This window comes from Planifilum fulgidum (genome assembly GCF_900113175.1).
Lineage (GTDB): Bacteria > Bacillota > Bacilli > Thermoactinomycetales > DSM-44946 > Planifilum > Planifilum fulgidum.
Genome location: NZ_FOOK01000007.1, coordinates 94796 through 120636 on the forward strand (window position 1 = coordinate 94796; position 25841 = coordinate 120636).

23 protein-coding genes and 1 riboswitch are annotated in these 25841 nt (G+C 56.6%); of the genes, 19 read left to right on the forward strand and 4 right to left on the reverse strand.

The genetic code is table 11. The features are described from left to right. The first annotated feature begins 261 nt into the window (after window positions 1-261). The 8 genes from BM063_RS05955 to sdhB all read left to right on the forward strand — a co-directional run bounded on the left by BM063_RS05955 (window position 262) and on the right by sdhB (window position 9700). Window positions 262-1920, forward strand: a complete 1659-nt coding sequence (locus tag BM063_RS05955) for a peptide ABC transporter substrate-binding protein (RefSeq protein WP_092036852.1) — start codon at window positions 262-264, stop codon at window positions 1918-1920. A gap of 77 nt (window positions 1921-1997) precedes the next feature. Beyond that, entirely contained in the window at window positions 1998-2930 is a 933-nt protein-coding gene (locus BM063_RS05960; RefSeq protein WP_092036854.1) for an ABC transporter permease, read from the forward strand. Window position 2931: 1 nt separating this feature from the next. Next, window positions 2932-3852 (forward strand): ABC transporter permease, encoded by a 921-nt coding sequence (locus tag BM063_RS05965; protein WP_092036855.1) that lies wholly within the window; start codon window positions 2932-2934, stop codon window positions 3850-3852. A 12-nt stretch (window positions 3853-3864) separates the two neighbouring features. Then, on the forward strand, window positions 3865-4881 hold the full coding sequence (locus tag BM063_RS05970) for an ABC transporter ATP-binding protein (protein WP_177199012.1): 1017 nt from the start codon (window positions 3865-3867) through the stop codon (window positions 4879-4881). 127 nt (window positions 4882-5008) lie between these two features. Further along, a riboswitch (SAM riboswitch) is annotated at window positions 5009-5152 on the forward strand. Between the two features lie 85 nt (window positions 5153-5237). Continuing rightward, the gene (gene metX / locus BM063_RS05975; protein WP_092036859.1) at window positions 5238-6353 is read left to right on the forward strand and encodes a homoserine O-acetyltransferase MetX; all 1116 of its coding nucleotides are present in this window, start codon (window positions 5238-5240) and stop codon (window positions 6351-6353) included. Window positions 6354-6530: 177 nt separating this feature from the next. Continuing rightward, window positions 6531-7178, forward strand: coding sequence for a succinate dehydrogenase cytochrome b558 subunit (locus BM063_RS05980; protein ID WP_092036861.1), 648 nt, complete (start codon window positions 6531-6533; stop codon window positions 7176-7178). 15 nt (window positions 7179-7193) lie between these two features. Continuing rightward, entirely contained in the window at window positions 7194-8954 is a 1761-nt protein-coding gene (gene sdhA / locus BM063_RS05985; protein WP_092036863.1) for a succinate dehydrogenase flavoprotein subunit, read from the forward strand. Further along, window positions 8951-9700, forward strand: coding sequence for a succinate dehydrogenase iron-sulfur subunit (sdhB, locus tag BM063_RS05990; protein ID WP_092036865.1), 750 nt, complete (start codon window positions 8951-8953; stop codon window positions 9698-9700). Before sdhA ends, sdhB begins: the two co-directional genes overlap by 4 nt. 202 nt (window positions 9701-9902) lie before the next feature. On the opposite strand, the gene BM063_RS05995 is transcribed toward sdhB, so the two are convergent. The 4 genes from BM063_RS05995 to BM063_RS06010 form a co-directional block, all read right to left on the reverse strand. Further along, on the reverse strand, window positions 9903-10802 hold the full coding sequence (locus BM063_RS05995; RefSeq protein WP_092036867.1) for a DUF1002 domain-containing protein: 900 nt from the start codon (window positions 10800-10802) through the stop codon (window positions 9903-9905). A gap of 318 nt (window positions 10803-11120) precedes the next feature. Next, window positions 11121-12662 (reverse strand): FumA C-terminus/TtdB family hydratase beta subunit, encoded by a 1542-nt coding sequence (locus tag BM063_RS06000; RefSeq protein ID WP_092036932.1) that lies wholly within the window; start codon window positions 12660-12662, stop codon window positions 11121-11123. Between the two features lie 250 nt (window positions 12663-12912). Beyond that, entirely contained in the window at window positions 12913-13173 is a 261-nt protein-coding gene (locus BM063_RS06005; protein WP_092036869.1) for a DNA alkylation repair protein, read from the reverse strand. 121 nt (window positions 13174-13294) lie between these two features. Then, a complete protein-coding gene (locus BM063_RS06010) occupies window positions 13295-14014 on the reverse strand; it encodes a hypothetical protein (RefSeq protein ID WP_092036871.1) in 720 nt (239 codons plus the stop codon). Between the two features lie 153 nt (window positions 14015-14167). Here BM063_RS06010 and BM063_RS06015 point away from each other — a divergent pair, with 153 nt between their 5' ends. From BM063_RS06015 to BM063_RS06065, 11 genes are all read left to right on the forward strand, one after another. After that, on the forward strand, window positions 14168-14548 hold the full coding sequence (locus tag BM063_RS06015) for a hypothetical protein (protein WP_143085249.1): 381 nt from the start codon (window positions 14168-14170) through the stop codon (window positions 14546-14548). A 132-nt stretch (window positions 14549-14680) separates the two neighbouring features. Beyond that, on the forward strand, window positions 14681-15346 hold the full coding sequence (locus BM063_RS06020; protein ID WP_092036875.1) for an HAD family hydrolase: 666 nt from the start codon (window positions 14681-14683) through the stop codon (window positions 15344-15346). A 329-nt stretch (window positions 15347-15675) separates the two neighbouring features. Beyond that, on the forward strand, window positions 15676-15894 hold the full coding sequence (locus tag BM063_RS06025; protein ID WP_092036877.1) for a helix-turn-helix domain-containing protein: 219 nt from the start codon (window positions 15676-15678) through the stop codon (window positions 15892-15894). A 365-nt stretch (window positions 15895-16259) separates the two neighbouring features. Next, a complete protein-coding gene (locus BM063_RS06030) occupies window positions 16260-17552 on the forward strand; it encodes an extracellular solute-binding protein (RefSeq protein ID WP_092036879.1) in 1293 nt (430 codons plus the stop codon). Between the two features lie 42 nt (window positions 17553-17594). Then, a complete protein-coding gene (locus BM063_RS06035; protein ID WP_092036881.1) occupies window positions 17595-18482 on the forward strand; it encodes a carbohydrate ABC transporter permease in 888 nt (295 codons plus the stop codon). Window position 18483: 1 nt separating this feature from the next. After that, window positions 18484-19350: a carbohydrate ABC transporter permease gene (locus tag BM063_RS06040; RefSeq protein WP_092036883.1), complete on the forward strand. Its 867-nt coding sequence runs from the start codon at window positions 18484-18486 to the stop codon at window positions 19348-19350. 55 nt (window positions 19351-19405) lie between these two features. Beyond that, window positions 19406-21214: a sensor histidine kinase gene (locus BM063_RS06045; RefSeq protein WP_177199013.1), complete on the forward strand. Its 1809-nt coding sequence runs from the start codon at window positions 19406-19408 to the stop codon at window positions 21212-21214. After that, window positions 21205-21840 (forward strand): response regulator, encoded by a 636-nt coding sequence (locus tag BM063_RS06050; RefSeq protein ID WP_092036887.1) that lies wholly within the window; start codon window positions 21205-21207, stop codon window positions 21838-21840. Before BM063_RS06045 ends, BM063_RS06050 begins: the two co-directional genes overlap by 10 nt. Then, complete coding sequence (locus BM063_RS06055) at window positions 21837-22892, forward strand: helix-turn-helix transcriptional regulator (protein ID WP_092036889.1); 1056 nt, start codon at window positions 21837-21839, stop codon at window positions 22890-22892. The genes BM063_RS06050 and BM063_RS06055 overlap by 4 nt, the downstream gene beginning before the upstream one ends. A 16-nt stretch (window positions 22893-22908) precedes the next feature. Further along, window positions 22909-25461, forward strand: coding sequence for a beta-mannosidase (locus BM063_RS06060; protein ID WP_092036891.1), 2553 nt, complete (start codon window positions 22909-22911; stop codon window positions 25459-25461). Continuing rightward, window positions 25462-25650, forward strand: a complete 189-nt coding sequence (locus tag BM063_RS06065; protein ID WP_092036893.1) for a hypothetical protein — start codon at window positions 25462-25464, stop codon at window positions 25648-25650. Window positions 25651-25841: the final 191 nt, after the last annotated feature.

Here is a 25841-nt window from a genome sequence, read left to right on the forward strand (position 1 = left end):
TCTCATTTTTTCTGCATCCTGATAATAGGAAAATATGGAATATAGATACATCCTTCTTCCGAAGATTTTTTTCGGATGTCACCCCTGCCAAGAAGGAATTTTTCAATCTGTAGAGAATAAACAAGAATTAGGTGCAACTATGATCCATTCGAAATGGTCTTAATTTCCGCTTGTACAAAAGGCCTATATATTAAAGAATGGATCATAGGACACATTATGTATCGATACAGCAACTAACGATCTAATCAAGGGGGTTGACTGATGAAAAAGGGCAAATGGACAGGCAAACTTTCGGCAATTCTGGTCGCCTTTGCCCTGGTCTTCACCGCGGCCTGCGGCGGCGGATCCGACCAGGGGAAAGGCAGTGAGGAGCTCGCCGAAGAACAGGTGCTCAATGTGGGTCGCGTCAGGAGCGAGCCGCCCAGCCTGGATCCGGCAACCGCTACGGACCAAACGTCCGGTACGATACTTAACCAGGTGATGGAAGGCCTTGTCCGGATTGCCCCCGATGGCAAACCGCAGCCCGCCGTGGCTGAGAAGTGGGAGGTCAGCAAAGACGGGAAGGAGATCACCTTCCATCTGCGTAAGGACGCCAAGTGGTCCAACGGCGATCCGGTGACCGCCCATGATTTCGAGTACGCCTGGAAGCGGGTGCTCGATCCGAAGAAGAAACCGCCCGCCGACTACGCGTACCAGCTCTACTACCTGAAAAACGGGGAGAAGTACAACAAAGGGAAAGCGAAGGCCGAAGATGTCGGCGTCAAGGCAGTGGACGACCACACCCTGAAGGTGGAGCTGGAGCAGCCGACGCCCTACTTCGTGTCTCTCACCAGCTTCTACACCCTGTTCCCGGTCAACAAGAAAGTGGCGGAGAAAAACGACAAGTGGGCCGCCGAGGCCGACACCTACGTGGGCAACGGCCCCTTCAAGCTGAAGACCTGGGAGCACGATGCCAAGATCGAGCTGGTGAAGAACGAGCATTACTGGGGCGCCAAGGATGTGAAACTGACCCAGATCAACTTCCCGTTCATCGGGAAGGAGGAGACGGGATACCAGCAATTCAAGTCCGGTAAACTGGATGAAGGGGATTCCATCATCATCCCTCCGGATTTGGTGAAAAAAGGGCTGGAGAGCGGCGAGATCAAGTCGCAGAAATCTCCGGCGATCTACTTCTACATGTTCAACGTGGAGAAAAAGCCCTTTAACAACAAGAAGATCCGCAAAGCCTTTGCCTTGGCCATCGACCGCAAGTCGATCGTCGAAAACGTGACCCAGGGAGGACAGGTTCCGGCCACCGGTTTCGTCCCGTGGGGAATCCCGGACTTTGTCGCCAACAAGGACTGGGTAGAGACCCGCGATCCCTATCTGCCGGAAACGGCCCAGCCGGAGGAAGCCAAAAAGCTGCTTGAGGAAGGCATGAAGGAAGAAGGCTATGACAAGCTTCCCACGGTGACCATCGATTACAACACCGATGAAGGTCACAAGAAGATCGCGGAAGCGATTCAGCAAATGTGGAAGAAAAACCTCGGGGTGGACGTGAAACTGCGCAACTCCGAATGGCAGGTGTATTTGGACAAGACCAAGTCCGGCGACTTCCAGGTGGGACGCCTTGGTTGGTTGCCCGACTACATCGACCCGATGACCTTCATGGACATGTGGGTGACGGGTGGAGGCAACAACGACACCCGCTTCAGCCATAAGGAGTACGATGCCTTGATCGAGAAAGCGAAATCCACGGCCGATCAAAAGGTCCGCATGGAAGCGCTGCACAAGGCGGAAGACATTCTGATGGACGAAATGCCGATCGCACCGATCTATTTCTATACGGATCTCTACATGGAGCAGGATTACGTGAAGGGTGTCGTGCGGAACCCGGACGGGAGTGTCTACTTCCGAGATGCCTATATTCTTGAGCATTAATGGAGGCATGGGTGAAAGTCACCCCTTCATGGGGTGACTTTCCCTTGTCCGCTTTTTCTGCAGAGGAGGTGTTGCCGGTGCTTCGATATATAGGAAAACGCGTTTTTTACATGCTGATTTCCCTCTGGGTGATCGCCACCCTGACCTTCATCATGATGCATCTGGCCCCCGGCGGTCCCTTTGCTTCGGAGAAGAAGTTGCCGCCCCAGATCATCGCCAACCTGGAGGCGCATTATAATCTGGACAAGCCGCTGCCGGTGCAATATGCCCTTTATATGAAAAATCTGATCATGTTCGATCTGGGTCCCTCGATCAAATCGGAGTCCCGGGATGTGAACAGCATTCTGGCCGACGGGTTCCCCGCCTCCGCCCAGCTGGGCCTGGAGGCGATGGCTGTCGCCGTGCTGGCGGGACTGATCATGGGAATTATCGCCTCTATTCGCCACAATCGGCTGCCGGATTATACCGTCATGTTCCTGGCGGTGGTCGGGCTGGCCGTCCCCAGTTTCGTCCTTGCCCCTCTCTTTCAGAAGTATTTCGGTCTTGAGTGGAATCTTCTGCCGATCGCCGGGTGGGGTTCCTTCGAGGATACCATTCTGCCGGCCATTGCCCTGTCCTTCACCCCCTTGGCCCTCATGACCCGATTGATGCGTTCCAGCATGCTGGAGGTGATGAGCCAGGATTACATCCGCACCGCCCGCGCGAAGGGGCTGTCCCCGTCGAGGGTCATCACCCGGCACGCGATCCGCAATGCCATTCTGCCGGCGATCACCATCATCGGTCCCTTGGCGGTGGATATCATCACCGGCAGTTTCGTGATCGAGAAGATCTTTTCCATTCCGGGCATCGGAAAATATTTTGTGGAGAGCATATTCAACCGGGATTATTCGGTGATCATGGGCGTGACCATCTTCTATTCCGCGCTGCTTCTTCTGGTCAATCTGCTGGTGGACATCGCTTACACGTTGGTGGATCCGCGCATCAAGATCGGCGGAAGGGGGGCGAACTGACATGTCTTTGCCTGCAGAAGCTTTTGAACCGGCGCCGCGCCGCGAGGCGGAGGCGGAGGCGATTGCGCGCCCCAGCCTTACCTACTGGCAGGATGCCTGGTTGCGCTTGAAGAAGAACTGGTTGGCAATGGCGGGTCTCGTCATTCTCGTGCTCCTCGCCGTCATGGCCATTTTCGGCCCCTATATGGTGGATTATACCTATTATGAGCAAAACCTGGAAACCGGAAAGAACCTGGAACCCTCCAGTGAGCACTGGTTCGGGACCGACGATCTGGGCCGGGACATGTTCGTGCGCACCTGGTATGGCGCCCGCGTGTCGCTTCTGATCGGATTGGCGGCGGGATTGATCGATCTGATCATCGGCGTGCTCTACGGCGGCATTTCCGGCTACAAGGGCGGGCGAACCGATGAGATCATGATGCGGATCGTCGACGTCCTGTGGGGGCTTCCGTACTTGTTGACCGTGATTCTCCTGCTGGTCGTGATGGAGCCCGGCGTCCTGACGATCATCATCGCCCTGTCGATTACCGGCTGGCTGCGCATGGCCCGTCTGGTTAGGGGACAAGTGCTGCAGCTGAAGGAGCAGGAGTACGTGCTGGCCGCCCGGACCCTGGGGGCGAGCGGCCGGTGGATATTGTTCAAGCATCTGCTTCCCAACTCCTTGGGCCCGATTATTGTTCTTATCACCTACACCATTCCCAACGCCATCTTCGCCGAAGCGTTTCTGAGCTTCCTCGGGCTGGGGGTGCAGGCGCCCTTCGCCAGCTGGGGGACGATGATCGACGATTCGACGGCGGTGATTTTGTCGGGTGAGTGGTGGCGCCTCTTCTTCCCCGCCTTTTTCCTCAGCCTGACGCTGTTGGCCTTCAACATGCTCGGCGATGGCCTGAGGGATGCCCTGGATCCGAAAATGCGCAAGTAAAGGAGGGAGATCATGGCTCTTTTGGAAGTGGAGAATCTGCATGTGTCGTTTCAGACCTACGGGGGTGAAGTGCACGCGGTCCGCGGAGTCAGCTTCTCCCTCGAAAAGGGGGAAACCCTGGCCATCGTCGGCGAGTCGGGGAGCGGGAAGAGCGTCACCGCCCAGTCGATCATGCGCCTGATTCCGACGCCGCCGGGCATCATCAAGGAAGGGGAGATCCGCTTCGACGGAAAGGATCTGCTGACCCTGTCGGAAAAGGAGATGTTCGGCATTCGCGGTTCGGAGATCGGCATGATCTTCCAGGATCCGATGACCTCCCTCAACCCGACGATGACCGTGGGCAGGCAGATCATGGAAGGATTGATCTGGCACCAGGGGATCGACAAGCGGGCGGCCCGGGAACGGGCGATTGAGATGCTCCGCCTGGTGGGGATTCCGACGCCCGAAAAACGGGTGGATCAGTATCCCCACGAGTTCAGCGGGGGAATGCGGCAGCGGGCGATGATCGCCATAGCCATGGCCTGCAATCCGAAAATCCTCATCGCCGATGAACCCACCACCGCCCTGGATGTGACCATCCAGGCGCAGATCATGGAACTGATGAAGGAGCTGCAGGAGAAGACGGGAACGGCGATCATCCTGATCACCCACGATCTGGGCGTGGTGGCCGAAACCGCCCACAAGGTGGCCGTCATGTACGGCGGGAAAGTGGTGGAGTACGGAACGGTGGAGGAAATTTTCTACCGTCCCCGCCATCCCTACACCTGGGGATTGCTCAACTCCATGCCCCGGCTGGACATGGAGCGGGACACGGAGCTGCAGTCGATCCCGGGTTCGCCGCCGGACCTGTTCAAGCCCCCGCAGGGGTGCCCCTTCGCCGACCGCTGCCCTCATGCGATGAACATCTGCCATGAAATGATGCCGGAGAAGACCGAAGCGTCTTCCAGCCACGGCGTGTACTGCTGGCTGGAGCATCCTCAGGCTCCCCGCGTGGACCGGGGTCTGCGGGTGAACATCTCGGCCAAGTAGGTTCTGCGCTTAAGGGGACGGGAAAGGGGGGAGGAATCCCCCCCCCCCGGCCGTCCCCTTATCATCTGCCGCGGGTTGACACACCCTTTCAGATTGTCGTATCATAACAGAAAATTCAATAGGCGTCTTCTTATCGAGAGAGGCGGAGGGACTGGCCCGATGAAGCCCGGCAACCACCCCGCTCCCGTGCAGGGAACGGCCGGACCGAACGATCCGGACGAGGGGAAAGGTGCCAATTCCTGCAGGACCCTCGGGTCCTGAGAGATGAGAAGAGGCGGAACGGAATCCAACCCACTTAGTGGGTCCCGCGCCCTCTTCTGATCGAAGAGGGCGCTTGTTTTTCCGGAAGGGGGAGGATGGATGTGGCGACGACCGTCAACTGCCCGCAAAAGCTGACGGTTCCGATCGGTCCGTTGGATTTGGAATGCGGCCGCCGCCTTAAGCAGGTGGAGATCGCCGTGGAGACCGCCGGGACCCTGAGCGATTCCAGGGACAACGTAATCCTGGTGTGTCATGCGCTGACCGGTGATGCCCACGCCGTGGGGGATGCGGAACATCCCGGCTGGTGGGACGGATTGATCGGACCGGGCGGATATATCGATACCAACCGCTATTTTGTGATCACGACCAACGTTCTGGGCGGATGCGCCGGAAGCACGGGTCCTTCGTCGATCGATCCGGGGACGGGTCGTCCCTACGGGACCTCTTTTCCCGTGGTGACGATTCGTGATATGGTTCGCGCCCAGCGGCGCTGCCTGGAAAAAATGGGCATCTCCAAAATAACGGCGGTGATCGGCGGTTCGATGGGCGGGATGCAGGTGTTGGAATGGGGGATCATGTACCCCGAAGCGGTGGAGCGGATGATCCCGATCGCCACCTCCGTTGCCCTCTCTCCGATGGGAATTGCCTACAACGACATCGGCCGCCAAGCGATTTTGGCGGATCCCGAATGGAAGGGCGGAAATTATTATCCCGGGCCCGGCCCCCGAAGGGGTTTGGCCATCGCCCGGATGATGGGAATGATCACCTACCGGACCGAAACCCTTTTTGAGAAGCGGTTCAGCCGCCGGATCCAGGACGACGGACCCATCACCCGGCTGGATTCGATGTTCCAGGTGGAAAGCTACCTGCGTTATCAGGGGGAGAAGCTGGTCCGCCGCTTCGACGCGAACAGCTATCTCTATCTCCTGAAAGCGATGGATCTGCATGACATCGGCCGGGGACGCGGAGGGGTGGAGCGGGCGCTGTCCCGGATTCAGTCCGACGTGCTGGTGATCGGCATCCGGGAAGACATTCTGTTTCCGATCCGGGAACAGCGAAAAATCCATGCCCTGCTTCAGCGGCTGGGGAAAAGGTCCCGGTTGGAGGAAATTCAATCCCACTACGGCCATGACGCTTTCTTGGTCGAATTTGACCTGGTGGGGCCGCCCATTCGCCGTTTCCTGGGGGAAGGGAGGATGAGGTCTTCTTGACGCTCCCACACTGTGGGAGTACAATAGGGATGTATTAATTCATTATGTGAAACCCCTTTCCAAAAAGCGGTGAATCATTTTGATGAGGAATTTTATCTCTTTGCTGCCGTTTGTGCAGCTTTTTTGGAAAGCAGGGTAACATAAGGAGAAGCACTCAGGTTTATGGGGGGCCTGGCAATGAATCACTCCAGTTTTTTCAACCGTCGGCTGCACTCGCTGTTGGGTGTCATACCGGTGGGCTTTTTTTTGCTCGAGCATCTGTTGACGAACTATTACGCCACCCGGGGAGCTGACGCTTACCGCGAGCAGGTGGAGTGGCTGTGGGACATTCCCTTCCTGCTCTTTTTGGAGATCTTCTTCATTTTCCTTCCGCTTCTGTACCACGGGGTGTACGGATTGTATATCGCCTTCCAGGCGAAGAACAACGTGACCAATTTCGGTTATTTCCGAAACTTGATGTTCATGCTGCAGCGGGTGACCGGGGTGATCACCTTCATCTTTGTCGGTTGGCACGTCTGGGAAACCCGGATTTACGTCGCCCTGAACGACTTGAGCGCCCATGAAGTGGGATTGAGGATGAACGAAATTTTGTCCAACAATCTCACCTTCGCCCTGTATGTGATCGGAGTCATCGCCGCGGTTTTCCACTTCAGCAACGGCATGTGGTCCTTCCTGGTCAGCTGGGGCATCACCGTGGGACCCCGCGCCCAAGCCGTTTCCACCTGGGTGTGGGCCGTCGTTTTCGTCGTCGTGTCCTACATCGGCGTTCGGGCCCTGTTTGCCTTTGTTGACCCAGAATTCGTGACCCAGTCGGCACAGTTCTAAAAGGGGGCACTGCCAATGAATGAAAAGGTCATCGTTGTCGGCGGCGGCTTGGCCGGTCTGATGTCCACGATCAAACTGGCGGAAGCGGGCGCCGACGTGCAATTGTTCTCGATCGTTCCCGTGAAGCGTTCCCACTCCGTCTGTGCGCAGGGTGGAATCAACGGTGCGGTCAACACCAAGGGGGAAGGAGATTCTCCCTGGGAGCACTTTGACGACACCATTTACGGAGGGGACTTTTTGGCCAACCAACCGCCCGTCAAGGCGATGTGTGAAGCGGCGCCGGGCATCATTTACCTGATGGACCGGATGGGAGTCCCCTTCAACCGGACGCCGGAAGGGCTTATTGACTTCCGCCGGTTCGGCGGAACCAAGCACCATCGGACCGCTTATGCCGGCGCGACGACGGGCCAACAGTTGCTGTACGCCCTGGATGAGCAGGTGCGTCGCTACGAGGTGGCCGGTCGCGTCACCAAGTTTGAGCATTGGGAGTTTTTGTCCGCCGTGTTGGATGATGAAGGCCGTTGCCGGGGAATCGTCGCCCAGGATTTGCGCAGCGGGGAAATCCGCGCCTTCCCGGCGGACGCGGTGATTCTGGCCACCGGCGGTCCGGGAATCATCTTCGGCAAGTCGACCAACTCGATGATCAACACCGGTTCCGCTGCCAGCGCCGTTTATCAGCAGGGAGCCATTTACGCCAACGGGGAGTTTATCCAGGTTCACCCGACGGCCATCCCCGGGGATGACAAGCTCCGCCTGATGTCGGAGTCGGCCCGCGGGGAAGGGGGACGGGTTTGGACCTACAAGGACGGAAAGCCGTGGTATTTCCTGGAGGAGTGGTATCCCGCCTACGGGAACCTGGTGCCGCGGGACATCGCCACCCGGGCGATCTTCAAGGTGTGCGTCGACATGAAACTGGGGATCAACGGGGAGAACATGGTCTATTTGGACCTTTCCCACAAGGATCCCAAGGAGCTGGACGTCAAACTGGGCGGGATCATCGAGATTTATGAGAAATTCATGGGAGAAGATCCGCGGAAGGTTCCGATGAAGATCTTCCCGGCGGTGCACTATTCGATGGGCGGCCTGTGGGTGGACTACAACCACATGACCAATATTCCCGGCCTGTTTGCCGCGGGAGAATGCGATTATCAATACCACGGGGCCAACCGTCTCGGCGCCAACTCCCTTCTCTCCTGCATCTACGGAGGGATGGTGGCCGGTCCCAGCGCGATCAGATACGTCCGCGGACTGGAAAAGTCGGCGGAGGATCTGCCTTCCACCCTGTTTGAGCAATACCGCAAAAAGGAAGAGGAAAAATACGAACAAATCCTCAAGATGGACGGAAATGAAAACGCCTATCAGCTGCACAAGGAATTGGGCGAGTGGATGACTGACAATGTGACGGTGGTCCGCTACAATGACCGGCTGTTGAAGACGGACGAAAAGATTCAGGAATTGATGGAGCGGTACAAGCGGATCAGCATGATCGACACCAGCCGGTGGAGCAACCAGGCCGCCTCGTTCACCCGTCAGCTGTGGAACATGCTGCAGTTGGCCCGGGTGATCACCCTGGGGGCCTATCACCGCAACGAAAGCCGCGGCGCCCACTACAAGCCGGAATATCCGGAGCGGAATGACGAAGAGTGGCTCAAGACCACCAAGGCGAAATACACCCCCGACGGTCCGGAGTTTGATTACGAGCCCGTGGACGTTTCCCTGATCAAACCGCGCCCGCGCCGGTACGACGTGGCGAAAGAGGAGGCGGCGAAACAATGAGCGAACAGACGGTGCATCTCATCATCACCCGCCAGGACGGACCGAATGAAAAGCCGTATACGGAAGAGTTCAAGCTGCCGTACCGGAAAAACATGAATGTCATTTCGGCGCTGATGGAGATCCAGCGGAACCCGGTCAACGCCAAGGGGGAAAAAACCACCCCGGTGGTGTGGGAGTCCAACTGCCTGGAAGAGGTGTGCGGCGCCTGTTCGATGGTGATCAACGGAAAGCCGCGTCAGGCCTGCACCGCCCTGATCGACCACCTGGAGCAGCCCATCCGGCTGGAACCGATGCGAACCTTCCCCGTGATCCGGGACCTGATCGTGGATCGCAGCCGGATGTTTGACGCGCTGAAGCGGGTCAAGGCCTGGATCCCCATCGACGGCACCTACGATTTGGGGCCGGGTCCGCGCATGCCGGAGACGGAGCGCCAGATGCGCTACGAGCTGTCCAAGTGCATGACCTGCGGGGTCTGCCTGGAAGCGTGCCCCAATGTGAATTCCCGTTCCAATTTCATGGGTCCCTTTGTGATCAGCCAAGTCCGGCTGTTCAACTCCCATCCGACCGGAGCCATGAACAAGGACGAGCGTCTGGAAGCCCTCTTGGGCGAAGGCGGACTGCAGGAATGCGGAAATTCGCAGAACTGCGTGCAGGTCTGTCCGAAGGGGATTCCGCTGACCACGTCGATCGCCGCGATGAACCGGGAGGCCACCAGGTTTCTCTTCCGCAAATGGTTGTCCAACTGACCGATCCCCCCTTCACGGGGGGTTTTTTGTTCACAAATCCGGCCGGATGCAGCCCAAATATAATGGAGGCGGTTTTTCCGCCTCCCTGATTTGGCGTCTCTATTCGCTCCGCCGGGCGGGGGATGCCCGGCGGAAATCGTTTTTTCGTTCGCAGCAAGGGGAGGCGGGTTTGATCCCGCCTCCCCCGCGACAGATCAGGGCATCAGGCGCTTTCCGAAGAGAAGATTTGTTTCAGCGCATCCAGCAGGCTGGCGAGCCAGTCCAGGAGGGTTTCCAGAAACCCTTTCGTCTCATCGGAGTTGAGGATTTCATCCAGGTTGTCCCGCAGCTTTTTCACCTGATCGCTCAGGGCGCCCCAATCGATATTCAACTCTGACAGGCGTTGAAGCAATTGGGTGAGCTGCTCGATGTCCTGATTGCTCAGATTGATGTTGTATTCATTGGAAACGTTGATGATCAGGTTGCGGAACTCCTCCGGCGTTTCGGGCTTTTCTTCAGCCATCCTTTGTTTGAGGTCCATCATGAATTGGGCGGCCTTGTCCGGGTCTCCGATCTTTTCACCCAATTCGGAGGTCCGGACCATTTCTTCGTTGGCCACTTCTTTTTGTTCATCGCTGATCTTGGTGTCGGTGGCCGTTTCGAAGGCCTTGAGAATGCCCGTCAGTCCCGCGGTTCCCGAAACCTGGGTCGGAGCGGTGACGTACACCTCCGCATCCTTCACCCCGGCGGTGATCAAGGCGTTGGCGTACATCGTTTCGGTAATGTGTGTGATGTTATTGGTTTTCACCGTAATGCCGGCTCCCTTTTCGGCCAGGGTGATTTTGGCCGACGAGAGGGCGCGGGTGCCGATGGTGGCTTTGCTCACATATTTCCCCAGATAACGGTGTTCCTCTTCGTTGGTCACCTCAACGATTTGGACGTTTCTGTCCACATTCATTTCCTTCAGAATCGCATCCCGTTGCTGGGGAGTCAGATCGGCGCCGAGGGTGACGACCGTTTCGCCGACAACGGCGTCGGCGAATGCGACGGCAGGAAGAAGGGAGAAGATCAGTGCGAAGGCTAGCGCTGCCACTCCCGCTTTTCGCAGACGTTTCCAGTTCATCGTGAAAACCCCCTTTTCAATAAATATAGACGTGGATTGGGGACATGAGGTTTCAACGGGCGGGCGTTTTTCGCCGAAAGGTTTTTCTTAACGGCGGCGCTTTGAGGTATGGGGCCTTGTTTGTATATTTTTGCTGGGAATTCGGGGAACCTATTCTTTCGCCATCCGTTCCGGGAAAAAAGGAGGCGGCGAAATTTCACCGTCCAAAGAGAGAAAACGCCGCGGCCGAAGGGAGCGCCTCGGGCCGACGAGGGATGGCGCCCCCTCCCCGCGGCGTTTTCCGGAGACGTTCGGGCCGAAATGCTTTCGCCCGGGTGGTCAGACGAAGACCGGATCCTTAAACTTTGCCAGTTTTTCCAGCGAACTTTTTTCCACATCCACGTGGAGGCTGTTGCCGTGGGCGTCCATCGTGACGATGGCCGCAAAGTTTTTGACCCGCAGGTGCCACATGGCTTCGGGGATGCCGAACTCCAGGAAGTGAACCCCTTCCACATCCTCGATGCAGTCGGCGTAGTACTGGGCCGCGCCGCCGATGGCGTTCAGATAGACGGCGCCGTGCTCCTTCAGGGCGGCCAGGGTCTTGGCGCCCATGCCGCCTTTCCCGATCACCGCCCGGATTCCGAATTTGCGGATGATCTCCCCTTGATAGGGCTCCTCCCGGATGCTGGTGGTGGGGCCGGCCGCCTTGACCTCCCACTTGCCCTCTTTGTTCTTGAGCATCACCGGACCGCAGTGGTAGATCACGCCCCCCGACAGGTCCACCGGCGCCTCGTGGTCGACCAGATACTTGTGGAGGGCGTCGCGCCCGGTGTGGATCAGCCCGTCCAGAATGACCACGTCGCCGACGCGGAGTTGCCGGATTTGTTCTTCGGAGATGGGCGGCGTGAGGCGCCATTCCCGGGATTTTTTCATCGCGGGCGCGGCGGCCGGGGCCGTCTTCTTCTCCTTCGAAGCGTCCTTCGGCTCATCCTTGTACAACCAGCTTCGGATTTGACCGGTTTTCGGATCGATGGTCACTCCCTGCCGACGGAAAGCCCAGCAGTTGTAGGCCACCGAGACGAAGAAGCTGGCGGGAATCCGGTTGATCGCCCCGATCTTGCACCCCAGGAGGGTGACGTCGCCGCCGAAGCCCATGGTGCCGATGCCCAATTGGTTGGCGGCTTCCATGATGTAGGATTCCAGCTTGGCCAGGTCCGGATCGGGGTTGACATCGTCCACGCGGCGGAACAGCTGCTGCTTGGCCAGCTGGTAGCCCGTCGTCCGGTCCCCGCCGATCCCCACGCCGATGAATCCCGCGCTGCAGCCCTGCCCCTGGGCCTGGTAAACGCTGTGCAGGATGCATTTGCGGATGCCGTCCAGATCGCGTCCCGCGCGCCCCAGTCCCTCCAGTTCGCAGGGAAGGCTGTACTGGATGTTTTTGTTTTCACATCCGCCTCCCTTGAGGATAAGGCGGACTTCGATCTCATCTTTTTCCCATTGTTCATAATGAATGACGGGCGTTCCGGGTCCCAGGTTGTCGCCGGTGTTTTTTCCGGTCAGGGAATCGACCGAGTTGGGGCGGAGGATTCCCCGGCGGGTGGCCTCCGCCACCGCTTCGCGAATGTCGCGGCTCATTTCGATTTGGTTGGCGCCGACGGGAACCCGGATTTCAAAGGTGGGCAGTCCCGTGTCCTGACAGATGGGAGAAACGTTTTCCTCCGCCATGCGGATGTTGTCCGAAATGGTGGACAGGGCCAGGGCGGCGCGGGTGCCCGCATTCTCCCGTTCCTTGGCGGCACGGATCGCTGCCCGCACATCCGGAGGAAGATTGGTGGATGTTTCGGTGATGAGTTCCAATATCGAATCTTTGAACGCGCGCATCTCAAACCCCTTCTCTGTGAAAATTCCTTTGTTGCGGAAACCTTCGGCGACCTCCGCCTCCGTTTGCGCTGACGGCCGGCGCCGGTCGCCTCTTGCCGGCACGGATTCCGGCAAATGGTCCATTTATCCTCATTATAGTACAAGATCCGTGTCGCTTCAGCCGCCCGGTAGGCAGACAAAAACCCCCTGGAAAAGGGGGTGTGCCGCGGCGGACCTGTTGCCGCGGTTGTCCTGGTCCCAAAGCCGAATCTCAGACATTGACGCCGGCGGGGAAAGGATGGCTTTGCGCCGTTTTGACAAACCGTTCCTCCGGTTCCACCAAACCGCAGACGCCGCACTGGACCCGAAGGGGTTCGCCGGTGTAGGGAATCTGCAGCGGGTCATCCATTCCGATCCTTTCGATGATCTCCCCGGTGTGGGGATCTTTTTTCACCGGATGCACCACCTGTTCGATCAGGTTGAACCGGGTCCGGTTGGTTCCGCAGGAGGGACAGAGATAGGGTTTGGACATGGAAACACCTCCGGAAATCGGGTAAGTGAGGTCGATCCTCCGCCAGGGAGGATCATTCGTTTTATAAAATGCCCTCCGTGGACCCGTTCATACGAGTTCTTGAATTCCGAAGGCGGACTCTTCATGTTCCATCAGGGAGTTGACTCCGATAGCGGGTTCTCAACTTCTCGAACTGTTCCCGGATCTGTTCCTTGCTCAATCCCCGGTCAAGGTGGAGGAGCAGCCGGTCGAGGAGCAGGGGATAAAATGAAAGGCCCATCATCTCCTGCACAAAGGCGTGGGCGGCGATTTCCCGGGTTTTTTTCAGGGGCCGCCTCACCGGGAAGGGGCCGAGGCGGGTCGTGACCACCTGGGGCAGCCGGAGGTCCGTTCGGCCGATGTGGCTCACTTCCAGATGATGAAACCATTCGTGGATCAAATGAAGGGCGATGAGATCCTCCCTCCGCACCGGGTTTCCCGTCATGCGAAAAAAACGGTTCAGCTGTTCGACGGAGGAGCGGAACACCGTGATCGTCGGGGGACGGATGCGGTATTGGGCGCGAACCCACCCGGTCCCGCCCGGGCCGCTTCCCTCCCGAAACCGGATGCGGACTCCGCTTCGAAGCATGCGGTTCAACAGCGTTTTCAAATCACCGTCGAATTTCATATCCCGGGCGGCTTCCCTTCCGATGGAAAGGGACCGATTCAGATAGGTTCCGATCTTCCGCTTGTCCAGAAGGGGATACACCTCGTCTTGTTCCAGTTCGGACAGGGCGAGAACGGGGGCGGGCAGGACGGGCCACGCTCTCTCCAGGACGATCGATGACAGTTTGACGCCGGCGGGTTGACAGCCTGGGACCATGAAAAGGATGCCTCCCCTTGCGCAGGGAATCCTGATACTTTGTATGAGGATGACGGCTTGCCTCATTCCGGGCGGACAATCCGGATCCTTTGCCCGGTCCGCGCATTGAAAGCCGGCATTTTTGCCATGTTAATCCGGGAGGGGAGTGGTCCGATGTTTTTTCACGGAATACCTTTCATCTATCTCGTCCGGCAGTATCCGGTGCTCAACCCCGCTTCTTCTTTCCGGAACAAATCCCCCGCCAAGCGGGCCGATGCCCGTCGGCTGATCCGAACCATCGGCTTCGAGCCGGTTCATCTCCTGCGCTCTTCGCCCTCTTATCCGATTCGAAGGTGTCTGGAGGCATGTTTCCGATACGGGGAGGTCGTTTTCGCCTTTGAATCGATTCCTTATCCCCGCGTCCAGCTGAGCGAGCACGAATGGGGCGTACGCACTCTCGACTTGCGCAGGGCCGCTTGGGTTATCATCAGCGGCAAGAAGCACCGCTGTTGGTTCCGGTCCCGGTTTCCGCACCTGCCGGTGGCCTTTTGGTGACGGCGGGAGATTCATAGATAAGGACATCGATTCCTGGTATGATCAAATTGCGCCGTTACGGGCGTTCTTGCTCAGATCCGGGATGATGCGACAGGACCAATGAAGACGCCTGAAGAGAGGGAGGAGAAACCGGTGTTGCGAGCGGTGATTTTTGATTTTGACGGTTTGATCCTGGATACGGAATCCCCGGAATACCTGACCTTTGTGGAGATGTATCGGGAGCACGGAGCGGAGCTTCCCCTCCGGGAGTGGGCGCGGGTGGTCGGCTGTTCCGACAGCGATTTCGATCCCTATGCCTATCTGGAGAAGTGCACCGGCAAAAAACTGGACCGGGAAACCCTGGAGAGGAGGCGGAGGCAGCGCCATCTCGCGCTGATCGAAACAAAGGGGGTCATGCCCGGAGTGCGGGATGTCCTGAATCAGGCCCGTTCCCTCGGGTGGAAAATCGGTTTGGCTTCCAGTTCCGCCCGGGAGTGGGTGGAAAATCATCTGAGTCGGCTGGGACTTCGTCCCTATTTTCAATGCATCTGCACCCGGGAGGACGTGGAGCGGACCAAACCGGACCCTGCCCTGTACCGCCGGGCGCTCCACTGCCTCGGGGTGGAGCCGTCGGAGGCCGTGGCGCTGGAGGATTCCCCCAACGGGGCCCTGGCCGCCAAGCGGGCGGGTTTAAAATGCATTGTCGTTCCCAATGATGTGACCCGGCGCTTCGATTTTGGCGAAGTCGATCTGCGCCTCGATTCCCTGGAAGAACTGGACCTGGAGGCCTTGGCCGAAAAGTGGGATCATGCAGAGTGAGAAAGGCTCGTCCTTCCCCGCGGGGAGACAAGCGGGTGCGGGCGCCCGGGCGGGCGTCGACACCGGAGCTTGTCCCGAATCCGATCTACGTAAAGGGAAGAGGCGGGCCGGTGAAGCGGCGGCAGACGCGGATGAAAGGGGCGTTTCCAGTCACCCGGAGGTGAAATCGTGAATATGATGGAAAATGCCTGAGGGTTCCCGAACATCCGATGCCGAAACCGCCTAAATTGCCCTCTCTCCTTCACCCCTGCAATCAACGGGACATAAGATATGTTGACTGATTCCCTGACCCTCGTGTTCTCAGAGCTCGGGCAAGGAGGGTGGCACCTTTGACCTACCAGAAAGGGAAGCCGTTGTTGACGCCCAGGGAGAGGGAAGTGTTTGAGCTGCTCGTTCAGGACAAAACAACCAAGGAAATTGCTCAACAACTGTTCATCAGCGAAAAGACCGTGCGCAATCACATTTCCAATGTCATGCAGAAATTAAACGTAAAAGGTCGTTCGCAAGCAGTTGTTGAACTGGTGCGCCTAGGGGAGCTGAAGATTTGATTCCTTGCATCTTCAGAGAAAACCCTGCCTCTGGGTGGCGCCCGTGGGCAGGGGAAAAGGGGTGTGGCAAGGATCAGGCGCAAACCACAAAAAATCCGCTTTTTTGAAACATGCCGACGGGCATGTTTTTTTATTGCAGATCCGAAAAACGCGCTTTTGAGCCTTCAGGGTGACAGATAAGCAAAAATCCATGAATGCACTTCGGTCTTCCGTGAAATTCGGATATTATCTTAATTTTATCGGATATTCACACTTTCATTCATCCAGTACAATAAAAATTGACACAAATTCCATCATCATGATTCATCGCATAAGCATGTCCTTTTCTCCAATCTGTTTATGGAAGGGAATGAGGGGTGTGTGCGATGAAGGGAGCAGCCGGGAAGAAGGGATTTCTGCTTTTGCTCGCGCTCGTCCTGGCGGCGGGAGCTTCTGCATGCGGAGGAAGTTCGTCGGGCGGCGCGGCGGAAGACGGACAAGTGGAACTTACGTTCTGGAACACCTGGACGGAGCCGATTCCGGAGAATGAGGTGTTCCTGAAGAAGGTGGAAGACTTTCAGAAGCAAAACCCGCACATAAAAATCAAGATGGAGAAAATCCCCCATGACCAGTACAAGATCAAGGTGAAGACCCAAACCGCGGGGAAACAACTGCCGGACCTCGTGCAGGTCTGGCCGGGAGCGGAATTGAAGCCCCTCGTGGATGCGAAAGTGATCATGCCGATCGACGACATTGTTGATCACTGGAAGGACAAGCTGATTCCATCCGAGAAATTGGCCGATTATCAGATCGACGGCAAACAATATGCGATACCGGGGAACAAAGTGTACACGAGCGTGATTTTCTACGATAAAGCGATGCTGAAAAAGGCGGGTTACAAGGAGTTTCCGAAAACCTACGACGAATTTAAGGAACTCATTAAAAAACTGAAGGCGGAGGGAACGATTCCGATCAGTCTCGGAAACAAGGGGAAATGGGTCCTGCAATCCTGTTACATGTCGACGATAGGCGACCGGATTACGGGAAGCGACTTTCTGGACAAAGCATTAAAAGGGGAGAAGAAATTTACCGATCCGGATTTTGTCCGGGCTCTCTCCATCATCAAGGAATTGAAGGATTTGGGCGCGTTCAACGAGGATATGAACAGCCTGGACAACATTCAGCAGCGGGATTATTTCGTGCAGGGCAAGGCGGCGATGATGATCGAGGGCACCTGGGCCCTGGGACCGCTCCTGGAAAGATTGCCGAAGGACAGACAGATTGGTGTGGCTGCATTTCCGGCCATCGAAGGCGGGAAGGGAAACGCGAATGCCGTGTCCGGCGTGACGGGCATCGGAATCGCATTGAACAGCGAGTTGTCCGGAGAAAAGAAAGAGGCGGCCCACGCATTTTTGAAATTCTTCTATGATGAGGAACTTTACAGGCAGTTGCTGTCGGTGGGATCGCTCGTGCCGGCCAAAGTGAACATGCCGGACAATCTACATCCGCTGTTCGAGGAAGAGATCAAACTGACGAGCCACGGCACCGCCCCGGTGTACGACGCAGTGCTTCCGGTCGGTTTGACGGACATCATCAACAACGGATTGCAGTCGATCACCATAGGTTCCATGACGCCGGAACAGCTGGCGGAAGAAATGCAGCGGGGAGTGAATCGCTAGAGCGGTTGGGCCGGTCGGACGGATTTCCGGGGAGGTGGAGGCATGCACCTGCTGAACCGACAGAAATGGGCAATCGCCGGGGGATTGATTCCGGCGTTGCTCGTCTATTGCGCGTTCGGAATCGTGCCCATCTTCCACTCCTTTTATTATTCACTGACCGATTGGGACGGATTGTCTGAAGCCTCATTCGTCGGATGGAGAAATATTTCGGAGGCCTTGTCCGACCCCCTTTTCTGGAATTCGTTCAAAAACAACATCTATGTGGTGCTCGCCTCGGTTTTCGGGCAAATTCCCATCGCCCTGGCGCTGGCTCTGCTGTTGAACCGCCGGCTGAAGGGGGCCAAAATCTTTCGCACGATAGGGTTTTTGCCGGTTGTGATATCCACTGTGATCATTTCCCTGACCTGGAACATGATTTATAACGCGGAATATGGCTTGTTGAACCGGTTGCTGCAATCGGTCGGGCTGGACTTTTTGGCGCGGGACTGGCTGGGGGATCCGAGGTGGGCGATGATCGCCGTTTGCGTGACGATTGTCTGGCAATTCGTCGGTTTATACCTGATGATCTTTTTGGCCGCCCTGCAAAATGTGCCCGACGAAGTGTTGGAGGCGGCGGAAATCGACGGGGCGACCGGTTGGAAAAAGACGTGGACTGTCACGATTCCGATGATCTGGGATGCGATCGTTCTCTCCGTGATCCTCTGCATCAGCGGAAGCTTGCGGACCTTCGACTTGATCTACGTGATGACCAACGGCGGACCTGCACACGCGACGGAAGTCATGGCCATCTACATGTTCGAGCAAACCTTTTCATCCATGCGGTATGGGTACGGCAGCGCCGTGTCCCTGCTGATCTTCGTCTTCAGTTTTTCGATCATTCTCATTGTTTCGGGATTGTTGATGAAAAGGGACTGGAGAGGGGATCACTGACATGTCCTCGGGACTTCGGAAAAGGGCGGAGCCTCTGGAGCGGGGCAAGAAAAGGTGGAAAAGAGCCGCTGTATACCTGGTACTGGTATTATACAGCCTGGTGAATGTTTACCCGATCGCCTGGATGATGATCAATTCGTTGAAAACGGAAAGAGAGTTCGCCTTGAATCCGTTTTCCCTGCCGCGTGAATGGGCTTGGGACAATTACGAGGCGGCATGGGAAACGGCCAGGCTGGGCACGTATTTTTGGAACAGTTTCCTCGTCTCCATTGTCGCTGTGATCATCACCGTATTTTTGGGCGCATTGGCCGCCTACTTTCTTTCGAGGTTTGATTTTTGCTGGAACCGGTGGATCCACTCCTTTTTTCTCTTGGGCATGTTGATTCCGGTCCATGCAACGCTCGTTCCGATGTTTATCCTGATGAAAAACCTGGGCTTGCTGGATACCCGCGCCTCCCTGGTTCTGCCGTATGTCGCGTTTAACCTGCCCATTACGATCTTCATCCTCGTCAGTTTCATGAAAGCATTTCCCAGGGAAATCGAGGAGTCGGCGGTGTTGGACGGTTGCGGGATCTTCCGCATTTTTTGGTCCATTATTTTGCCCATGGCGCGCTCTGCGCTGGCGTCCGTCATTATCCTGAACTTCATCAACAATTGGAACGAGTTTGCGTTTGCCCTCGTCCTGATCAATGACGCCGATCTGAAGACGATTCCGCTGGGGCTTGCCAGCTTCGCCGGTCAATTCACCACGAACTACGGGACGATGATGGCCGGACTGACGATGGCCCTGATCCCGACAGTGATCATTTATCTCTTCATGGAAAAGCACTTGGTGAAGGGGATGACCGCAGGAGCGGTAAAGGGCTGAGGAGAAAAAGGTGATAGAAATCCGACCTTGTCTTTGCGGGAGGGCTGGTGGATGCTTGGGGGGACGCTGGCATTTCCGCAACTGGAGCTTGAAAGGGAAATCCCTCTTTTTCTTCGCGGTGTTGATTTTGCTGCCGTCGACCGTTTTCAGCTCCTTCGTTCTTTATCAGGTGAACCAGATTTTGAAACGGGAAGCCGTGGAGTCGACAGAGCGACACCTGGACGCGGCGGAAAAAAATTTGTCCGCCAAGATTCAGGACATTGAAGATATTTCCTCCTACATGATCTTCAGCGAAGATTTCCGAAATTACATGGCGCTGGAGCGCGCACCGGAAAACGCGCAGGTTTTTGAGGATCTTGAAGAACGGTTGAAGGGGTTTTTAACCTTCCATCTGGCGGGGAAAAACTACATCAATTCGGTCACGGTCGAGGGAATCAACGGCAACAAACTCCATTTCGGCGAGCCGGTGCGGGCCGCTGAAAAACAATGGATTCGCCTTGCCAAGGAAAGGAAGGGAAAAATTGTTTGGAGCAGCGCTTACGCGGTGTCGAGCGGTTGGAGCGGCAAGAAGTACGTGGTCACTCTTTTTCGGGTGATCAATGACATCAATGATGCGAAACGGCCCATCGGTCTGGTGCGAATTCGGATCAACGCCAGGGATTTGTATCAATCCTTCACCGGGGCGGTCACCCGGGATAAGGGAAGGGTTTTTGTCGTACAACGGGACGGTTCCGTCGTTTTGGACGATGATGACAAATACTTGGGAAACATTTATCCGGATTCGGTTCTTGTGGAGCGGATTCTCCGTTTTCCGGACAACGAAACGTTTTTCCACTTTCGGTATGACAAAGGGGGGCTTGCAGTCCTTCGGGAGATCGGCGGGCCCGGCTGGTATCTGGTGTCGATTGTGGATGAAGGAAAAATCGTTCGAGATTTGAAGTCGGTCTACCTGTTGACTTGGACGATGTTTTTGAGCTCTGTACTGCTGGGAATCCTTGCTTTGACCGGGTTTTACAATTTCATCGTGCTGCCGGTCGTGGAGCTGACGAAACAGACCCGGCGGGTGGAGAAGGGCGATTTTTCCGCTCAGGTGCCTGTTCGTTCGGACGACGAGATCGGAAAGCTGGCGGCCCGCTTCAACCGGATGGTGGCCACGATCCAGAGGCTGATCGACCTCAAGTACAAGGTAGAGCTGAAACAGCGGGAATCGGAATTGAAAGCGCTGCAAAACCAGATCGATCCTCATTTTCTGTACAACACGCTGGACATGATCCGCTGGTCGGCCTTGCTGGAAAAAGCGACGGAAACAAGCCGTCTGATTGAGACGCTTTCGCGCCTGTTTCGCCTCACATTAAACCGCGGGAAATTGTGGGTCCCGCTGCGCGAAGAGCTGGCGTACGTGGAAAGCTATCTCAATCTGCAGCAGAAGCGGCTCGGAAACGGGTTCCGCTTTGAAATCCGTGCCGGCAAAGAGCTTCAGGAAGCCATTGTCTTGAAACAGATATTGCAACCGGTGGTGGAAAATTGCATCGTGCACGGTTTTCGCGGGTTGGATCGACCGGGGTTGATTGAGATTGCTTGCTCCCTCGAAAACGGGAGATTGCACATCAATGTATCGGATAACGGATCGGGCGTCGACGCCGCAGCGATGAACGCCCGTCTGCACGGGGGTGACGGCGAACAGGACGGACATGCATTGAAAAATGTGAATGACAGGATCAAACTGCTGTTCGGCTCACAGTGCGGCGTATGGTTCGTCGAAAGGCGGGAAGGGGCTTGCGCCCGTTTCATCCTTCCTTTCATTTCAAGGGAGGATGAGATCATAAAAATCACCAATTCATTTGGTGAGCGGCGATGGAATTGAAGATGATCATCGTGGATGACGAACCGGTGATCTGCAAAGGACTCAGGTTGACAATTCCCTGGCACGAACTGGGAGTGCGGGTTGTCGGCGAAGCGCACAACGGAAAGCAGGCGCTCCGGCTTGCCGAGAAACACGATGTCGATCTCGTTTTGACGGATGTGAAAATGCCGGAGATGGACGGACTGGCGCTGGCCGAAGCGTTGCGGCGCGAGAGGCCGCAGGTGCGCATCGTGATGATCAGCGGATATGACGAGTTTGAGTATGCACGGCAGGCGCTCCGGTTGGGTGTCGAAGATTACTTGTTGAAACCGGTGGATATCGATGAATTGTGGCAACTGGTCAAAAGATTGGCGCATGAACGAAGAAAGGAATTGGATGAGGAACGCGAGGAGCAAAAAGAAGCCTTGACCCGTTGGGTGATGAGCCAAATTCTCTCCCTGCCGGCGCCGGAGACAGGGCGAAAGGAGCGTTATTTCCGCAGGGTTCGGGGTTTTTGGCTGTGTGTCAGCCAGTTGGACGCTTATGCGGAGCTGGAGCGGCAATTGACGGAAACAGAGCGGAAGGACTTGGAAAACAAGTGGCAACGCCTCGTGATAAAGGAGCTGAGCGGGGCGGGGCTCACATGACGGCAGGGGAAACCGTTTCGTTTTTTACCCATCCCAATTGCCATGTCGCCGTCTGTTTGCTTGCCGGAACGTTGGATGGCGAAAAGGTCGGGAAATGGTTTGCGCGCCGTCTGGAACGGATTTGTGAAGCGTGGGACGGACCGAGCCGCCTTTGCTTCGGCGTTGCCGGTCCGTACGGCGATTTGTCTCTGTTGAATGAAGCGTACGAGCAAGCGCTGACCGCCCTGAAAAACAAAGTTTCCGATGGGGATCACTGCATTTTTTTCCACGGGGCGGATTCGGGGAATGGGAGGCCGGCCGGTACACTTTCGCAGCAAGGAAGTGGGACGGAAAGTGAAAACCGGTCGAAGGGGAAAAACCGAACCGGACAGGGGCGTCGATGGATTGATCTGAGGGAAGCGGAAAAGGTGCTGATGGAAGCTCTCCTGCAAAACGACGCCAAGGCGTTGACCGTGAATGTGGATGCGCTGTTTGAAAGGCTCCGGATCCGGCATTACTCTCTCGAGGAGGCCCTGTCCTTTTGCCGGGATCTCCGATATCTCCTCGAACTGCGGCTGAGGGAGTTTTTCACCCGATGGGATGGGGAGGGCACCGAGAGCATTTTTCTGACGGGAAACATCGATTTGCACAGGTACAATACGTTTTCCCTGTTAAAACAGTTGTTCCATCAGGATGTCCTAAGACTGGCGCAAAAATGGCCACTCCGGCGGGGAAGAAATCATTGGCTGGTGAAACGGGCCAAGGAATACATCGAGGAACATTTCCACCAGGATTTGAGGGCATCCGATGTGGCCGGGTTTCTCCATATCACACCCAATTATTTCAGCACGATATTCAAGCAAGAAACAGGCAAATCGTTCTGCGAGTACGTAAGCCGGCTCAGAGTGGAAAAAGCAAAAGAGCTGCTTGCGAACACGTCTTTCCGGGTTTTTGAAATCGCTGAGGAGGTGGGTTACAAGGAGTACAAATATTTTGCGCAGGTGTTCAAGAAATTGACGGGTGTGACACCGACGGAGTACCGCGAACGGCTCCTTGCGGTTGATCAATCCTAGGAGGGGGCGTGAAATCATGAACATCCATGAGAACTGGAAAATCCAGTGGTTTGAACCGGGACAGGTTGAAGATCTGAAGATCGCGGATCCGGATTATATCGATCATTTCTGGATTTCCGCCAAGGTTCCCGGGGATGTCCATTCGACGCTCAAATCGGCAGGGATCATCGAGGATCCCTTTGTCGGCCACAATGATGTGAAATGCCGCTGGGTTGAAGAGAAGGTCTGGTGGTACCGCGCGGAGTTTCAGTTTGATGAGGAGATCGGATCGGAGGAGCGGGTGGAACTGATTTTTGAAGGGCTCGACACCTTCGCGACGATTTTCTTGAACGGCGTCGAATTGGGAAGCGCCGAAAACATGTTCGTCTCTTACACCTTTGATGTGACGAGGGAAATCCGCCGGGGACGCAATGTGCTTGCGGTCAAATTTGATCCCGTCTCCCTCCGCGTCCGGGGAAAGCGGCAGGATTTGTGGTCGGGCTTCAGCAGGGAGCGGGTCTGGGTGAGAAAGGCGCAGATGAATTTCGGCTGGGATTGGGGGCCGCGCCTCGTCACCGTCGGCATTTGGCGGGATGTGCGCCTGGAAAAGAGACGGTTCGCCAAGCTGGACAGTGTGTTTGCACGGACGCTGGCGATCGGGGAAAACCGGGCCACCGTCGCCGTCGATGTCGAGGTCGATTTTTTGACTTTTCCCGCCGGACAGGGCGCATACGAGGTGGAAGTGCGGCTGACCGGCGATGGGAAGGGCGAAGGAACGGAATCCTGGGAACAGCGGACGAAGTTGGACGGAACGACGGCCCGCGTCACGCTCGAGGTGAACAATCCCAAACTGTGGTGGACCCACGATCTCGGGACTCCCTATTTGTATCGTCTGGAAGTGACATTGCTCAAGGATGGGGAGGCGATTGACCGCCACGAGCGGGACTTCGGCATTCGCACCATCGAGGTGCGGCGATTCGACGGGCAGGGAAATCCCCGCTTCACCTTCGTGCTGAACGGGGTTGAGCTGTTCGCCAAGGGGGCCAACTGGATTCCGGTGGACAGCATGATCGGCGCGGCTCCCGATTCCCGCTACGTGTCTTTGTTGCGGCTTGCACGCGATGCCCACATGAACATGTTGCGGGTTTGGGGAGGAGGGATCTATGAAAAGGATGTGTTTTACCGGGAGTGCGACCGGCAGGGGATTCTCGTCTGGCAGGATTTCATGTTTGCCTGCGCCCTTTATCCCGATTTCAACCGCGACTTTCTGGCCAACGTCCGCGAAGAGATCATCCAGGTCGTCAAGCGGTTGCGCAACCATGCCTGCATCGCCCTTTGGTGCGGCAACAACGAAAACGACTGGATCTACGAAAAGATGAAATCGTCGGGGGAGATTGCGACCCCGTTTTACGGGGAGAAGATTTATCACGAGCTGATTCCGCAAATTCTGGCGGAACTCGATCCGACGCGCCTCTACTGGCCGAGCTCTCCCTATGGCGGAAACGATCACAACTCGGCGGAGGAAGGTGATCGCCACAACTGGCAGGTGTGGCACGGCATGGTCGAGCCGCGCCGGTTTGGGGAGCCGCCGCGCGTCGATTACAGCGTGGAGGGCGTTTCCTTCAAGAACTTCAAAAAAGACACGGCGAAATTCGTCAGCGAATTCGGAATGCACGCCGCGGCAAACCGCTACACGCTGGAGCGCAACATCCCGCCAGGTCAGTTTTTCTGGGGAAGCGACGAGATGGCCTACCGAAACAAGGATTACCATCACCAGAAGGGGATTCTGCTGATGGAAGGATACACCGGCGTTCCCCGGAACCTCGAAGAGTATTTGAATTTTTCCATGTTGACCCAGGCGGAGGGGCTGAGGTACGGGATTGAACATTACCGGAGGCGGAAGCCCGCGACGAGCGGGGCCCTGTTCTGGCAGCTGAATGACTGTTGGCCGGGCACGAGCTGGTCGGTCATCGACTATTATCTGCTGCCGAAGGCCGCCTATTACTATGCGAAAGTTTTCTTCCATCCGGTGCTGTATTCGCTGGATCACGAGCCGGAAAAAGCGCTTTCGGTCTGGGTGGTCAACGATCGGCGGGAAGGCGTGCAGGATCAACTGCTTTTGCAGGTGTTCGACTTTGAGGGGGAGTTGGTGTGTTCCAGGGAAATTCCGGTGAAGGTTCCCGCCAATGCATCGGTGCGCGTCGCCCGGTTTTCGGAAAGGGAGATATTGCGGGGACGCCCCGCAGGCCGGGTGGCGGTTTGCCTGCGCTCCGTGCAGGGCGCGGCGCCGGACAACATCTATTATTTGCGCGACCAGAAGGACCTGAAGCTGCCTGAGGCGGGACTGCGCGTAAAGGTGGATGAGAAGCGGAAAAGGGTGACGGTTTCTGCGGAACGGATCGCCCGCTTCGTCAAGATCGATCTGCCCGGTGAAATGCTGACCTTCAGCGACAATTATTTCGATCTGTTGCCGGGAACATCGCGGACAGTGACCATCGGCCATCTGGAAGGGAAGGAGGTGTGTCTCGAGGGGCTTACGGTATCGGCGTTGAACGCGGCGGATGCGATCTATGAGCGGGTTTCCGATTAAGTGACGGAAAAGTTTATGGTTTTGGATCCGGCTGAGATCCTGAGAAAAAATGGTGACTTCGGCAAAATCCTTCGCCGCATCCAAGCAGGTGCTTCGGAGGAAGAAATGTGGGATGTGCCGGGAAGAGAAATTTTTGAACACATGCCGGCGGGCATGTGTATTTTTTTGCGCCCGGAACGATGGGAATGACGGGCTTACGGCGCGGAAAACCCTTCGATGTTTTCGTTCCGGTTTTTGGGAGTATGCTTAATCGCTGGAATTGGCAATCTCCTTGTCGGACGGCACCCGTGCCGCCGGAATGCCCGCTGCGATTGCATCCAAATTGCCGGGTCAATTCTGAAGGGCATGGATCAAGAAGGGCTGGGGAATTTCGGCCCAAA